This is a genomic window from Vibrio sp. OPT24, assembly GCF_015163545.1.
In the GTDB taxonomy this organism is placed as follows: Bacteria; Pseudomonadota; Gammaproteobacteria; order Enterobacterales; family Vibrionaceae; genus Vibrio; species Vibrio cyclitrophicus.
This window is the reverse complement of sequence record NZ_JADDYI010000053.1, coordinates 502,653-516,999: the sequence shown is the minus strand read 5'-3', so window position 1 is coordinate 516,999 and position 14,347 is coordinate 502,653. Positions and strand designations below refer to the sequence as shown.

Annotated in this window: 9 protein-coding genes; 3 read left to right on the top strand and 6 right to left on the bottom strand. The window is 43.2% G+C overall.

The window, feature by feature from the left end; genetic code table 11:
* Position 1: 1 nt before the first annotated feature.
* The 3 genes from IQO02_RS16010 to IQO02_RS16000 all read right to left on the bottom strand — a co-directional run bounded on the left by IQO02_RS16010 (position 2) and on the right by IQO02_RS16000 (position 4,576).
* Positions 2–2,758 (bottom strand): immune inhibitor A domain-containing protein, encoded by a 2,757-nt coding sequence (locus tag IQO02_RS16010; protein ID WP_016792676.1) that lies wholly within the window; start codon positions 2,756–2,758, stop codon positions 2–4.
* 47 nt (positions 2,759–2,805) lie between these two features.
* Positions 2,806–3,150, bottom strand: coding sequence for a hypothetical protein (locus tag IQO02_RS16005; protein ID WP_016799299.1), 345 nt, complete (start codon positions 3,148–3,150; stop codon positions 2,806–2,808).
* Positions 3,151–3,610: 460 nt separating this feature from the next.
* Positions 3,611–4,576, bottom strand: coding sequence for a hypothetical protein (locus IQO02_RS16000; protein WP_010430449.1), 966 nt, complete (start codon positions 4,574–4,576; stop codon positions 3,611–3,613).
* A 153-nt stretch (positions 4,577–4,729) separates the two neighbouring features.
* On the opposite strand from IQO02_RS16000, the gene IQO02_RS15995 reads away from it, so the two are divergent.
* Both IQO02_RS15995 and IQO02_RS15990 read left to right on the top strand, forming a co-directional pair.
* The gene (locus IQO02_RS15995; protein WP_016768317.1) at positions 4,730–5,194 is read left to right on the top strand and encodes an Lrp/AsnC family transcriptional regulator; all 465 of its coding nucleotides are present in this window, start codon (positions 4,730–4,732) and stop codon (positions 5,192–5,194) included.
* A 166-nt stretch (positions 5,195–5,360) separates the two neighbouring features.
* A complete protein-coding gene (locus IQO02_RS15990) occupies positions 5,361–6,923 on the top strand; it encodes a methyl-accepting chemotaxis protein (RefSeq protein WP_016768318.1) in 1,563 nt (520 codons plus the stop codon).
* A gap of 186 nt (positions 6,924–7,109) precedes the next feature.
* On the opposite strand, the gene tkt is transcribed toward IQO02_RS15990, so the two are convergent.
* Both tkt and tal read right to left on the bottom strand, forming a co-directional pair.
* The gene (tkt, locus tag IQO02_RS15985; protein WP_010430445.1) at positions 7,110–9,101 is read right to left on the bottom strand and encodes a transketolase; all 1,992 of its coding nucleotides are present in this window, start codon (positions 9,099–9,101) and stop codon (positions 7,110–7,112) included.
* A gap of 87 nt (positions 9,102–9,188) precedes the next feature.
* Positions 9,189–10,139 (bottom strand): transaldolase, encoded by a 951-nt coding sequence (gene tal / locus IQO02_RS15980; RefSeq protein ID WP_010430444.1) that lies wholly within the window; start codon positions 10,137–10,139, stop codon positions 9,189–9,191.
* Between the two features lie 459 nt (positions 10,140–10,598).
* On the opposite strand from tal, the gene IQO02_RS15975 reads away from it, so the two are divergent.
* A complete protein-coding gene (locus tag IQO02_RS15975) occupies positions 10,599–11,603 on the top strand; it encodes a sugar-binding transcriptional regulator (protein WP_010430443.1) in 1,005 nt (334 codons plus the stop codon).
* A 247-nt stretch (positions 11,604–11,850) separates the two neighbouring features.
* On the opposite strand, the gene IQO02_RS15970 is transcribed toward IQO02_RS15975, so the two are convergent.
* Positions 11,851–14,154, bottom strand: coding sequence for a putative bifunctional diguanylate cyclase/phosphodiesterase (locus tag IQO02_RS15970; RefSeq protein WP_016795038.1), 2,304 nt, complete (start codon positions 14,152–14,154; stop codon positions 11,851–11,853).
* Between the last annotated feature and the right edge of the window lie 193 nt (positions 14,155–14,347).

Sequence of the window (14,347 nt, the reverse complement as noted above, 5' to 3'; positions counted from 1 at the left end):
TTTACAGGTCGACTAAAATTGTCTTAGTCGTAATCCCACCTTGGTCATCGATTATCTTCAGTGTCACCTCGTGCTTTCCGTATGAAGGGAAGATTGACGTGAATGTGCGACCACGTTTCACCTTTCCGTTTGGAAGTGTCCACTTGGTATCAACAATACGACCATCGCTGTCTGAACTTGTAGACCACATGGTTACCCAACGCCCCAAGTGTATGTACTTCGCTCTCGCTTCTGGAAGAGCATTTGGAGACTCAACAACCACTAATGAGCTAAACGAATCGGTAGCGCCTTTGTCGTCGACAACGGTCAAGCTTACCGTGTATTCACCGGCTTGCTCGTAAGACCAAGTTGGTGTCACTTCGTTGCTTGTTGTACTGTTTCCAAAGTCCCATAGATAATTGGTGATTTCACCGTCTTGATCAGAACTGAAGTTACGTGCAGAAACGTTCCGGCCAGTAACATCGACCTCGAAGTTTGCAGTAGGGGCGACGTTGTGTTGGTTTACTTTAGATAAACGCACCACACCATATTCGTTGTTTTCACCTTGGTTGAGTATTTCAATTTCAAGGCCAAACTCTGTTAACTTACGCCCTGAGTCTGGTGCTTGAGGTGATGCGTAGTCTTCAGTATCTGAGAAGTTGGCAGTTCCAACTAAGTTGGTGTCTTCTAGTACGTCGTTATCTCCATTGACGAGGCGCATTGGTGCTTGATCACTCAGTGAGAATGCAGCATCACGCACTTGGAATCGAGTTTGAGCGACTTCTCCTGAATTCGCCCATGCCATGGCATTTTGATCTGCATCCACCACACCTAGCCAACCTTCGCCTGGGTGTTTGCCTACCCAGTTATCGGTGAGAGCTTCATCGACGTACCAAATAATGAGGCCCGGTTCGAATGAGATCAGTTGACCCATGCGTTTGATGTTGGCTAGACCTTCATCAACGTCCATGTGGCTACGCCATTGCAGCAGGTAGTAGTGTTGCGCTTGGTGGAATCCATTACTCAGCTTGTAGCCATTTAGGGCGAAGGTGGAGTTGCTTTCACCATCGTCTATTGAGGTGACTTCACCATCAACGACAACACTGAGGTTATCCAGATAGAAGCCTTCCATCGCCAAGCCACCATCGGTGATGTACTCGAATGACAGTTCTACTTCTTGGCCTACCCATTGTGAAACGTCAAACTCAGCGTCAATCCACCCGCCAGATTCGCCCCCAATAGCAGGAACGAGGCCAGTATTGTATGGGTCATCCATTGAGGTGATGTTGCCTGCGATGGCTTGTCCATTCACGAGTACCCGCGCAAAGTCGTAGTCTTTTTCAATCTCGTACCAAGTTTTGAAAGACAGCAGCGCAGATTCACCCGCTGGAATCACCAACTTGCGAGTCATGTTATTTTTCAGGTCATCGCCTTTTTGAGAGTGGAACGAATACTCTCCCTCAAAGGGTTTCAGACTTTCAATTTGCTTTTCAGGAAGATCGACCTTAATCATGTTCGGACGGTTGTTATCCGTTGTTTGGAACAACGTATAAACTTGTGGGTTGTCTTCTAGGTCATCAATTGAGATCTGGTCGTCGTTAATCCAACGTCCGCCAATCGATTTTTGTAGGAAGTGTTTTGCCCAAGAGCTGAATGCCGTTGGTTGTGTACCACCAATTTGACCAGCCCAACTGCCTGAAGACATGATTGACCAATAGGAAACCGGTTCACCTTTGCCTGTGTATTGAGTGTCATACTCATCAGGTAAGCCTAAATCGTGGCCGTATTCGTGAGCACAAACCCCGGCTGCAGCATCAATCGGCTGAATAGTGTAATCGAACGCGGCGTATTGACCACCAAAGCGGTGAGGGAGGGAACTTGAGGTGCCACTAAGAATATGAGCTTGGCCAAGATTAAAGCGGTGAGACCAAATTGCATCAGGGCCTAATACGCCGCCACCGGCTTCTTCGCCTACCGATGCATGGAACACCATTAGATGATCTATCACACCATCGGGTTCGCGGAAGTTTCCGTCACCGTCGTAATCGTAACGATCTTCAATGTCGTAATCGGCAAGGTTGATACTTGCGTCTTGCGCCAGTTGATTAAGCGCTTCACGAACCAGTTCCTGTGCGTTTAAGTCGTTGTCGGTGGTAGGGGAGTTGCCACCATAGAATGACGCAGGCTTAGAAGCGCGGTACCAACCTACCGCTTGACCTGCAACGCTGTAACTATCACCTGATTCGCTTTGGTAATATTGACGCATTGAGATTAGGTTCTCGCCATTAGGTCCGATGTAGCCAGAATTTGAAAACAACAATTCTTGATAATGATTTGGATTGTAGCTCGCGTACAACATCTGAGTATGTTCTTCAGTCAGTTTGTTGTCGTCCCAGTTTAAATCAGGAAAATCAACCAGTAGAGCGAGTACTTTATCTGTACGCTTGGTGCCGACTTCCAAAGCAAAGACGCTCGCCTTTTTAACACCAGATCCTTTCTCGATGGCTTTCAGTATCTTCGCTCGTTGTTCTAGCGCTTTTTTACCGAATTGGGCATCACCTTTAAAACCAGAATTGATCTTATTCTTTAAATAACGGTCGAGCGCATCGTGTTTTGCTACATCGGTTGCGTCTTGATCAACTAAGCCTTGTCTTATTAGCATTTCAATTAGCTTGTCTTCATTAACCACGCCTAAATCAATAGGTGTCTTTGCATAACTACTGACGCTAAATAGAGCAAGCATTGCTGAAGCCAACAATGTTTTTCTCATCATTTTCATTGTATTTCCTTTTTATATTTCCATGTCGATATCAGTATCAACTTGCCTTATTCGGATCTGTTGTCCGAGTTTGGCCTAATACACTCTTGTGGTGTTATATTTAACTGACGTGTGTTTGTGGTATGTTTCGTATTTTCTATCTCTTTTATACGTTCTATTTCTTTTGTATTAGTTGTCTCTTTTCTATTTTTTGAATCAAACGGAGTGCCCTTCACTTTTTTAGCGTTGAGATAAACACGCAAAGCTTCTTGATTGTCCTCATAGGTTAAGCCAGAGCAGATAAAGCCTCGTCCAATCAATGATTTCAGCAAGAGTTCATCGTTCTCAATAGTGGAAGCCTGTGACAGTGAGCAATAAAGTAGAACTATTAAAGGCATTGTTTTGGAAGACATCGTGATAAGAGCCATTAGTTTTGATTATGTAACAAAATATATTTATAAAATTAACCAATCAAATGGTTAATTTTTACAAACAATTATTCGTTCCGATTTCAACATTAAGAGTTAATATCAAATAAGATGGGTTAATTATTCTTCTGTCAGTTATTTAATGAAAGTTAATGAATAAATAGGTGATAGTTTGGTTATTAGTACTATTCATTGAAATGAACGTTATTACTCTAGAAGGTAATAAATATGAGGTTTGTCATAATCACTGTTTAATTATTTTCGTGCATTTGGAAATCTAGAAGTGAATTAAATTATAAGAGATGAATGTAACTTTAGTCGTTAAATTATTTTTAGATGGAAAGCGTGCAACAACAGAGTTTTTTTGGAATAAACGAATAAGTAGTAAAAAGAGCCGAGTTAGGCTCTTTCGTTTGTATTCTAGTTAGTCATTTGGTGACAATACCTATGATTGAGAGACATCGCGATAGAAGTACCGTTCACACACTTTGGGGTTAATGCGCTTGATGACATTTGAGATCAAAGCAACGACAAGCACTGAGAATACTAATCTTCCCCAAAATATGGTGTAGAAGTCAGCCCCAATGAGCAGGATCAACAACGTATCTTCAATCAAACTGTGGAGCAAGTTGAGCAGCATGAGCGCGGTGAACACGTCTCTAGCTGAGATATGTCCTTTCTTGGCTTCGTTGATCAATAAGCCACCGCCAAACGAAAGCCCAAGCGTGATTCCGATAATCGTTAGGTTGGTTGCGTCTTTGCTGATCCCTAACAGTCTTAAGAATGGTCTCAACATTACAGCCATCAGTTTTTCAATTCCGACAAGCTTTAAAATTTTGAGTAGCAGTAATAGTGCTGAGATTACCATGAAGATAACCGCAAAACTCTTAAGCTGATCCAAGGCCCAGGTGAGGTAACTTGTATCCGTTGATACTTCCGGTTGCCAAAGCACTGTCGCGGGGTAGTTGAGTAAGTCGCCATATTGATAGCTGAGATTCAATAACCATGCTAATACCAAACTGCCGCCGACTCTGACTGATAACGTCGCCAACCAACTGACGCCTGCTTTTTTGGCTATCGCACCTTCGATTGGCAGTGAATGGGCGAGGAGCATCATGCTGCCTAATACAGAAGCCTGAGCAACAGTGAGAGGAATATCTGAGTTAATGAGAATAATGAGCCCCGCATAGATGTTGGTGAGTATGGTGGTTGCCCATACCAATCCCATCTCTTTTGGTAAGCCGACGCTTTCCATTATTGGGCTAAGCCATTCGCTAAGAATCACGATGCCGCCGAGCTCTTCAATGACCTTTATCACGATGATAATTGGAATCATGATTCGGAAAAGAGTCGAGGTGACATCGATAATCTCTTTAAGGAGTTCTTTAAAAAATTGATAGGTTGATTTCATCGTTACGACCATAGTTCGATTGTTTAGTATGAAAAGATCTTACCGTGATTGATGTGATTAAAATTTCTAAATTGAACTTTAAAGTTGCTATGGATTTTTTAATTATCGTAATATTAAAAATTATAAGTCAAAAAATTCTTGGTTTAAGAAATTATGGTAATTGATCGTATAGATAGGAATATTCTCGTTGAACTGCAGAAGAACAACCGAATTCCAAACCTCACATTGGCTGAACTGGTCGGATTGTCACCGCCTGCTTGCTTAAAGCGAGTGAAACGGCTGAGAGAAGAGGGCGTTATAGTTGGTGATGTGTCTATCATCAACCCAGAACTGACCGGCAGTAAGATTACTTTGGTTGTGTCCGTGGAAATGGAGCGTGACCGAGGGGACATTTACCAGATCTTTCGCCATTCTATTTCAAAGGCAGAAGAGGTCACGCAGTGTTATCAGATATCAGGCAGCTTTGACTTCATGTTGATTGTGACGGTCAAAGACATACAAGCCTATGAAGATTTTGTTGAGCGTGTATTGCGCAAAGATTTAAATATTCGTAAGTTTCACACGTCTGTTTCTATGAGAACGGTGAAATTCAGTACAGCTGTCAATTTAGATGAGTGATTTGGCTTTTTAAATTTGTAGGGTGAGTTCGAACTCTGTGAAGTATCTAGCTTAAATCTGTATAAATAGCAGGCATTTACGCAAAATGTGATATTCACATTTTGTCATAACTTTAATAATTGTATATATTCCTCGCCTAAAATAATAATTAACAAAAGTTAATATAATGACTGTCAGCTCATTTTCTCAATCACGTGAAACGCTTCTAAGCGAAAACGAACAACTCGTCTCAACTACCGATCTTAAAGGTGTGATTACTTACAGTAATGATGCTTTTTGTCGTATAGCAGAATATAGCCAACAAGAACTCCTAGGACAAAACCACAATGTTGTCAGGCATGGTGATATGCCCAAAGCTGCATTTGCCGATATGTGGATCAACCTAAAACAAGGTAAAGCGTGGCGTGGAATCGTAAAGAACAAAACGAAGTCCGGTGGCTTTTATTGGGTCGATGCTTATGTCACGCCAATTTACGATAATGGAAAGGTGAGTGGCTATCAGTCTGTTCGTGTTAAACCTAAGAATGAGTGGGTGCAGATTGCAGATAAGGCCTACCAAGGCTTATTGAAGGCTGAGAAGTCTGGCCGCCAATGGTCATTACAGATCAGCGATAGTGTTCGTTATGCCGTGTTATTGGGATCGTTGGCTGCGCCTCTCGTATCAAATCTAGTCGAAGTTGGGCAAATGTCGCAATGGTTTCTTAGTTTGCTTCCTGTTTCTGCATTGGCTCTGCTTTTCCGACAAGAACTCATTGATACACCGTTACAGTTAAAGAAGCTTCAGTCTAAGTTTGATAGTGTCAGTCGTCTTGTTTATTCAGGTAATAGTAAGTATTCAATCGCCGACTTCCATTTGAAGCTGTTGTCAGCGCGAATCAGAACGGTGTTAGGTCGTATGACGGATTCTGCGAAGCCATTGCAAGACTTAGCTGATAATCTCAATACGACTTCATTTGAAGTGTCAGAAGCGTTAGATCAACAAACGGAAGATATTTTACAAGTGCGTGAAGCAACTGAAGAAGTTGAAGTCACGGCGAATGAGGTCTCTTCTCGTACAGAAGAAGCGCATCAGATTGTTGATGTGACTTTGCAAACCTGTGCGGGTGCTAAAGAAAGCATTAATCAAACTCATCAAAATTTAGAAAGCTTAGCTTCACAGGCAGAGAAGGCCACCCAAACAACTTACCAACTGAGCGACCAAGCTCAAAGCGTCAGCAAGATAATGGAAGAGATAGGCGGAATCGCCGAGCAAACCAACTTGTTGGCACTGAACGCTGCGATCGAAGCGGCTAGAGCAGGCGAGCAAGGACGTGGTTTTGCGGTGGTTGCTGATGAAGTGCGTGCGTTATCGGGTCGCACTTCTAAGGCGACGGTTCAAATCAAAGAGAGCATTGATACCATGTTAGCGACGATTGAAGGTTGGCAGAAAGATATTTTGGCTAACCGAGAACAAACGGATGCGTGTGGCGATGTAGCAAAGGTAAGTGCAGAGCGCTTGTCAGAAGTTGAGAACCTAATGCAATCGATGAACGAGTTAATGCAGTCGGTTGAAAGTTCCGCACATAAGCAACGTCAGCTATCTAGTGACGTAAACCTTCATATGCAGTCTATCGCGTCAACCGCCGAGCAAAACCTAGTGGCGACACATTCAGTCAAAGATCATTCGAAAGAACTCAAAGAGCAAGTGAATGAATTCTATCAATTGGCGAAGCGTTTCGAAGAGAAATAGCGGTTAGATTTACGCCGAGTAAGAAATAAGAGAAAGCCTTGCGAAATTAGCAGGGCTTTTTTGTGAGCTAAAGGAACTGTTAACAATCAAAGACTAACAGGCAACTGATACAAAAAAGCCCCGCATTTTCATGCGGGGCTTTCTGTATGCATCAACCCATTTAAGGGTGAGACAATTTAATCAAGACTAAGCTAGAAGCTCTTTTGCTGTGTTTACTACGTTTTCAGTAGTGAAACCGAACATCTTGAATAGCTCGCCTGCTGGTGCAGATTCGCCAAACGTTGTCATACCGATGATCTTGCCACCGAAACCAACGTACTTGTACCAGAAGTCAGCGATGCCAGCTTCTACAGCGATACGTGCAGTTACGTCAGATGGAAGTACAGACTCGCGGTATTCAGCGTCTTGCTTGTCGAATGCGTCAGTTGCAGGCATAGAGACTACGCGTACTGCTTTACCTTCAGCTGTTAGTTGTGCTGCTGCTTCAACAGCAAGCTCAACTTCAGAACCAGTCGCGATCAGGATAAGCTCTGGTTTGCCTTCGCAATCTTTCAGGATGTAACCACCCTTAGCGATGTTTGCCACTTGCTCAGCGTCACGATCTTGCTGTGCAAGGTTTTGACGAGAGAAGATAAGTGCAGAAGGGCCATCTTTACGCTCAATTGCCAGTTTCCAAGCAACAGCAGACTCAACTTGGTCACATGGACGCCATGTGCTCATGTTTGGAGTCAGACGTAGAGAAGCGATTTGCTCAACCGGTTGGTGAGTAGGACCATCTTCGCCAAGACCGATAGAGTCATGAGTGTAAACTTGGATGTTCTGAGTTTTCATCAGAGCAGCCATACGCATTGCGTTACGAGCGTATTCCATAAACATTAGGAACGTTGCGCCGTAGGGTACGAAACCACCATGCAGAGCGATACCGTTCATGATAGCCGTCATACCGAATTCACGTACACCGTAGTGGATGTAGTTACCAGAGAAGTCATTTGCTTCAAGAGACTTAGAACCAGACCACATAGTCAGGTTAGAAGGCGCAAGGTCAGCAGAGCCGCCCATGAATTCAGGTAGCATAGCACCGAACGCTTCTAGAGCATTTTGAGATGCTTTACGTGATGCGATGTTTGCTGGGTTAGCTTGAAGATCGGCGATGATTGCTGATGCTTTCTCTTCCCATTCAGCAGGAAGGTCACCGTTTACGCGGCGTTTGAATTCAGCTGCCAACTCAGGGTATGCTGCTTCATAAGCTGCAAGTTTCTCGTTCCACGCTGCTTCCTTAGCTGCGCCTGCTTCTTTCGCATCCCACTCTGAGTAAACTTCCGACGGAATTTCAAAAGGACCGTGCTCCCAACCTAGTTGCTTACGAGTTGCTGCGATTTCATCAGCGCCTAATGGTGCACCGTGACAGTCGTGCGTACCTGCTTTGTTTGGAGAACCAAAGCCAATCACTGTTTTAGTACAGATTAGAGTTGGACGAGGGTCTGCTTTAGCTGCTTCGATAGCCGCGTTGATAGCGTCAGCATCGTGGCCATCAACGGCTGGGATTACGTGCCAGCCGTAAGCTTCGAAACGCTTAGGTGTATCGTCAGAGAACCAACCTTCAACTTCGCCATCGATAGAGATACCGTTGTCATCCCAGAAAGCAACCAACTTACCAAGACCTAGCGTACCTGCTAGAGAACATGCTTCGTGAGAGATACCTTCCATCAGACAGCCATCACCCATGAATGCATAAGTGTAGTGGTCTACGATGTCGTGGCCTTCTTTGTTGAACTGTGCCGCAAGTGCTTTCTCAGCCATCGCCATACCAACAGCGTTAGTGATGCCTTGACCTAGAGGGCCAGTAGTCGTCTCGATACCTGGTGCGTAGCCGTACTCTGGGTGACCTGGAGTCTTAGAGTGCAGTTGACGGAAGTTCTTAAGATCTTCAATTGAAAGCTCGTAACCTGCTAGGTGAAGCAGAGAGTAAATCAGCATTGAGCCGTGGCCGTTAGACAGGATAAAACGGTCGCGGTCAGCCCACTCTGGGTTTGCTGGGTTGTGGTTTAGGTGAGAGCGCCAAAGTACTTCAGCGATGTCAGCCATGCCCATAGGAGCGCCTGGGTGACCAGAGTTTGCTTGTTGTACGCCGTCCATGCTTAGAGCACGAATAGCGTTAGCTAGATGTTTGCGATTCATAAGAACTTCCGAATAAAAATTAAGAAAAACAAAATTGATAAAAGTAGGGGAACTGAACGTTCCCCTATTTGAATTTGGTAAGAGTGATTACAGCTTAGCTGCAATCATGTCTTCTAGTTTGCCTTGGTCAACTGCGAAGTTGCGGATGCCTTCAGCTAGCTTCTCAACAGCCATTGGGTCTTGGTTGTGATCCCATAGGAACTCAGCGTGAGTCATCGCTGCAGGGCGCTCTTTAGTACCGTTAGAGTCGATTAGCTTCTCTACTACTTCGCCTTCTGCTGCTTCTAGGTCTGCTAGAAGTTGAGGAGCGATCGTCAGACGATCACAGCCTGCAAGTTCAAGGATCTCGCCGATGTTACGGAAGCTTGCGCCCATAACAACAGTCTTGTAACCGTGGTCTTTGTAGTAGTTGTAGATGTCTGAAACAGAGATTACACCTGGATCTTCTGAAGCTTCGAAATCACGACCTTCTTTCGCTTTATACCAGTCCATGATGCGACCAACGAAAGGAGAGATTAGGAATACGCCAGCTTCAGCACAAGCACGAGCTTGAGCGAAAGAGAATAGAAGCGTTAGGTTACAGTTGATGCCTTCTTTCTCTAGGATTTCAGCAGCACGGATACCTTCCCAAGTAGAAGCCAGTTTGATAAGGATACGGTCGTTAGTGATGCCAGCGTCGTTGTACATTTTGATAAGTTGACGAGCTTTAGCAACGCTGCCTTCCATGTCGTAAGAAAGACGAGCATCTACTTCTGTAGAAATACGGCCAGGTACAACTTTAAGGATTTCTTTACCGATGTTTACGTTAAGCATGTCGCAAGTGTCTTGAACTTGCTGTGCTTTGTCATCGCTTTGCGCTTTAGCGTATTCGATAGAAGCATCGATTAGAGGTGCATACTCAGCAATTTGAGCAGCTTTAAGAATTAGAGATGGGTTAGTTGTCGCGTCTTCTGGTGTGTACTTACTGATAGCTTCGATATCGCCAGTGTCAGCTACAACAGTTGTTAGTTTACGAAGTTGCTCTAATTTATTGCTCATTTTGATCATCCTATGTATCGCATAACACCCCTTTAACGGGAGAGGTGCGGGCATTTGCAAGCTAACTAATGAAGCGCTCAATGGTTGTACCAGTGAGCCGAACTTACATTAATTTAAATTTTTCTCCGAACGAACATTTGCACAGAACATTTGATCGCTCGATGAGTAAATGATGTAGCCATATTTATCCGTTCTAGCCCCAAAGTCAACGGTAAATAGTGCTGTATGGTGACTTTAGTCAAATATATTTCGCTCTAGTAATCATGGGGACTATAAGCAAACGTTTAACAGCTAATATGGCGTTAATTTGTCACCGTTAAAAACCTGGTTAACACCCTGAACAAATGTTCCTTGTTGTTACATATGCTCAGGGTGTAAACTTGTGTATCACATGCTTAAGCATCGAACATTAGTCCTCCAAGCAGGTAAAATAATTGTTAAATATTGGTTGAGTGGTATATGAGTAAGAATATCCAAGATGTTTCCGAAGAAAACACTGATCTCCTCACTGAAGTCGCGGTCGCTTATTATCAAGATGGCGCGACTCAAGAAGAGATTTCCAAAAAGTTCTCTATTTCTCGTGCAAAGGTTGGTCGAATGCTCAAACAAGCCAGAGATGAAGGTATTGTTGAGATAACCGTGAAATATCACCCAGTATTCAGTGCCAAGATAGAACAGCGTTTGATTGAACGTTTTGGTGTGAAGCGTGCTCTGGTTGCGTTAGACCAGCCGAATGAAGAACAACAACGTCTTCAAGTAGCAGGCTTGGTGTCTAATTATCTTACCAGCACATTGAAAAATGGCATGGTGGTGACGGTTGGCCAAGGCCGAAACGTATCGTCGGTTGCTCACCATACTGGTGTTATCACGCCACGTGACTGTAAGTTTGTATGTGGCATCGGCGGTATTCACCCGAGAGGTGGTATGTTTAACGCCGACCATATATGCAGACAGTTGGCTAAGAAGTACGGCGGTTCATCAGAAACCTTATACGCCCCCGCTTATGCAGAGAATAAAGCACAAAAAACCGCGTTTATGGAGAACAGCACCGTTAAGCAAACACTCGATCTAGCTCGTAAAGCCGATGTCGCATTAGTGGGTATTGGTGATATGAGTGAAAACAGCTATATGGTCGATTTAGGTTGGTTTACACCTGGTGAAGTCGTTCAATCGAGGTTGTTACAAGGTGTCGTCGGTGACTTTGCGGGTTACGACTTTTTCGATGTACACGGCAAAGCTGCCAATACAGTAATGAGTGACCGTGTGATTGGTTTGGCCTTGGAAGAATTTCGCCCAATTGCTGAAGTTATTGCTATTGCAGCTGAGAACAGTAAACCTCTCGCTCTATTAGGCGCACTAAGAACTGGTGTGGTAGATGTGATTGCAACTAGTGTAAGTAATGCTTTAACGGTACTTAACTTGGATGAGCAAATGAAGCATGTTGAACTGATTGATAAAAACTAAAGAGAAGACAAAGGAGATATACTTTATTGTCCTATCCCTTGTTGTTCTTACGAATGCTCTGCTCCAGTCAAAATGGATATTTTACCTAAGCGACATTTATTCAGGAGAATGGATAATATGTTTCTTCTTGCTCGTCATGGTTCAAATCAGTAGTGATTGTACTCACTTAACTCAGTGTACAAAACTGTTGGTGTTGATCAGATTTTAGTATCAGTAATATGCGACTATTTATACCAAATAATCAAAACTAACATAGAGACACGGTTAGATCCGTTTCCTCAGTTAGAGTGGTGGCTAAAAACTGACATAGTTGATCGTAAGGAATAGGTCGTGAGAAGTAATAGCCTTGCATTAAATCGCACCCACACGCCTTTAGAATAGAGAAGTGTTCGTTGGACTCTACGCCTTCTGCCAATACCACCATGCCAAAGTTTTTGCCTATCGCAATGATGTTTTGCACCATCGTGAGCGACTGTTGGTCTATAGCGATGTTCTCAATGAAACTCTTATCAATTTTAAGCTCATTAATAGGGAGAACTTTCAGCATACTTAATGAGGAGTAGCCGGTACCGAAGTCATCGAGAGATATTTTTATATCCTTCTCTTTCAAGGCTTGGAAAATAGGTTTCACTAAGGTTACGTCCTCAATGAATAGGCTTTCGGTAATCTCTAATGTTAGGCAATGAGCAGAAAATTGATATTTTTCTAACGTAGCGAGTAAGTGTTCAGAGAACGACTTATGAGAAAACTGGCGAACCGATATATTAATCGACAATCCAATGTTTTGTTCAGTCGTTCTATGTAGATGAGCGATTTGCATGACGCTCGATTCAATGATGAAAGCGCCCAATTTTTGCATTAAGCCAGTACTTTCAGCTATGGGTACAAAGACATCGGGCGGAACAAATCCAAGCTCGTCATCAATCCAACGCACCAGTGCTTCAACGCCATGAATGCTCTTATCGGTGCGGACCAGTGGTTGAAAAACCATAAATAGAGTTTGTTTTTCGATAGCAATGCGTAGTCTTTGTTCCACTCGCATTTTGTAGATATGGGCATCTTGCATTTCTGTCGTAAAAATACTGTATGAGTTTTGCTGTTGTTTTGCTTTGTACATTGAAATGTCGGCAGAACGGAGCAAGCTATCTAAATCTTTCCCGTGTTCAGGGAAACGAGCGATACCAATGCTACAGCCTAACAAAAACTGCGAATTTTCAACTTCATAAGGTTGAGATAGCACATCAATAATTCTTTCTGCGAGCCGTTTAATCTCGGGTTCGTTGGTTAATGGCGTTAAGAACAAAAACTCATCACTGGATTCCCGTACCACTAAGCTCAAGCGTGAGCGGAATCTCATTAAACGCAATGCAATCTGTTTGAGTACTTTGTCACCGAAATCGTGTCCGTGAGTATCGTTAACGCATTTAAAATTATCGATGTCGATAAATAGTAGAGAGAATTGCTCTGACTCATTTTTTACCCAATTATGAATGTTTCTTCGCATGTATAAGCGATTGGGTAGGGACGTTAATGGGTCGTGATTAGCTTGGTAAATGAGTTGGCTTCGGGTTCGTTGCTCGTTCTTGGCGATTGATTTAACCAAAAAGTAGAAACCTAGCTGTAGAAAGATAAAGATAATGAGAAGAATACCGAACTCATTGATAAAGATGTTATCGACATAAGAGAGCTCAGTACGACCAACGACCCAAAGTTTGTAATCTGGGATGTATTTAGCGCTTAACAAAGCGTGGTACTTCTCGTCACTGATGACAAAAGAATAGGTGTTTTTTCCTGTTGCAGCGTCTTTGATGCTTATGCCAATTTGCTCATTAAAACTCTTAGAGATGCGTTTCATTACATCCTGCCCAACGGGATCTGAGTAGGCATCGAGTGATTCGATATCGCTGGAAAAAAACTGTCGGTAGTTGTCGAGTCGAAGTAACGTTAATGTGTTGTAGCTACCGGCGTGCGCATTGTTTTCAAAAACTATTGTGCTGTCCAAACGTAAGCCAGCAGTCATAACCGCAGCAATATTTTTGCCATCGATTGAAATAGACTTCCTCATTGGGATAATGAGGCTGTTTAAAGATTCTTGAAAGTAAGTACGACCCAACACCATTTTCTCGCTCGCCATAGCGTCCAAAAATGAAGATCTTGTTTCTTTGTACTGGAGCAGATTTTTCTGGTCAGATAGTTGAAGATTTGAGCTAATTGAAAGGTAATCACCTTGAGTATTGAGTAAGCCAAATGCAGCAATAGCAGGGTGTGTATCAAGTAATTTATCTAGAATAGGTCGAATTTGAATCGAAGCCGTCCGTGTAAAGTCAGACTGCTGGGCTAACTGGTGCCCAACTACTTCCAATAAGGCTTCTTGACTGGTTAATAGTGAGCTGACAGAGCTTGAAAATAGCTCAACTTGAATATGCTGCTGCTCTGTGAAGTCATTTCTGTTTGACTGCCATTTAGTGACGCCCAGCCCAGCGAAAAGCATCAGGGTAAGCAGTACGATCAGAGCGTACAGCGACCAGATGTTTTTCTTAAATAGAGCCATAGGGTGCCTTTTGTTAGTTACTTCTTTTAACTGATTGCAAGTGACAAACTATTAGGTTGTCAGCGTTGTGCGTGTAACAAATCGATGAATAAAGTATCAAGGATTAAATAGTGTAACGACTACAAGCTGAGATTCTTGAGCGAAATATTAACTACAAAAATAACGATAACGATTAACCTAGAGCTGATCACAG

Coding starts and splice junctions, on each gene's coding strand:
- tkt (WP_010430445.1), bottom strand. CDS start 9,101: ATGAATCGCAAACATCTAGCTAACGCTATTCGTGCTCTAAGCATGGAC.
- IQO02_RS16005 (WP_016799299.1), bottom strand. CDS start 3,150: ATGTCTTCCAAAACAATGCCTTTAATAGTTCTACTTTATTGCTCACTG.
- IQO02_RS15970 (WP_016795038.1), bottom strand. CDS start 14,154: ATGGCTCTATTTAAGAAAAACATCTGGTCGCTGTACGCTCTGATCGTA.
- tal (WP_010430444.1), bottom strand. CDS start 10,139: ATGAGCAATAAATTAGAGCAACTTCGTAAACTAACAACTGTTGTAGCT.
- IQO02_RS16000 (WP_010430449.1), bottom strand. CDS start 4,576: ATGAAATCAACCTATCAATTTTTTAAAGAACTCCTTAAAGAGATTATC.
- IQO02_RS16010 (WP_016792676.1), bottom strand. CDS start 2,758: ATGAAAATGATGAGAAAAACATTGTTGGCTTCAGCAATGCTTGCTCTA.
- IQO02_RS15990 (WP_016768318.1), top strand. CDS start 5,361: ATGACTGTCAGCTCATTTTCTCAATCACGTGAAACGCTTCTAAGCGAA.
- IQO02_RS15975 (WP_010430443.1), top strand. CDS start 10,599: ATGAGTAAGAATATCCAAGATGTTTCCGAAGAAAACACTGATCTCCTC.
- IQO02_RS15995 (WP_016768317.1), top strand. CDS start 4,730: ATGGTAATTGATCGTATAGATAGGAATATTCTCGTTGAACTGCAGAAG.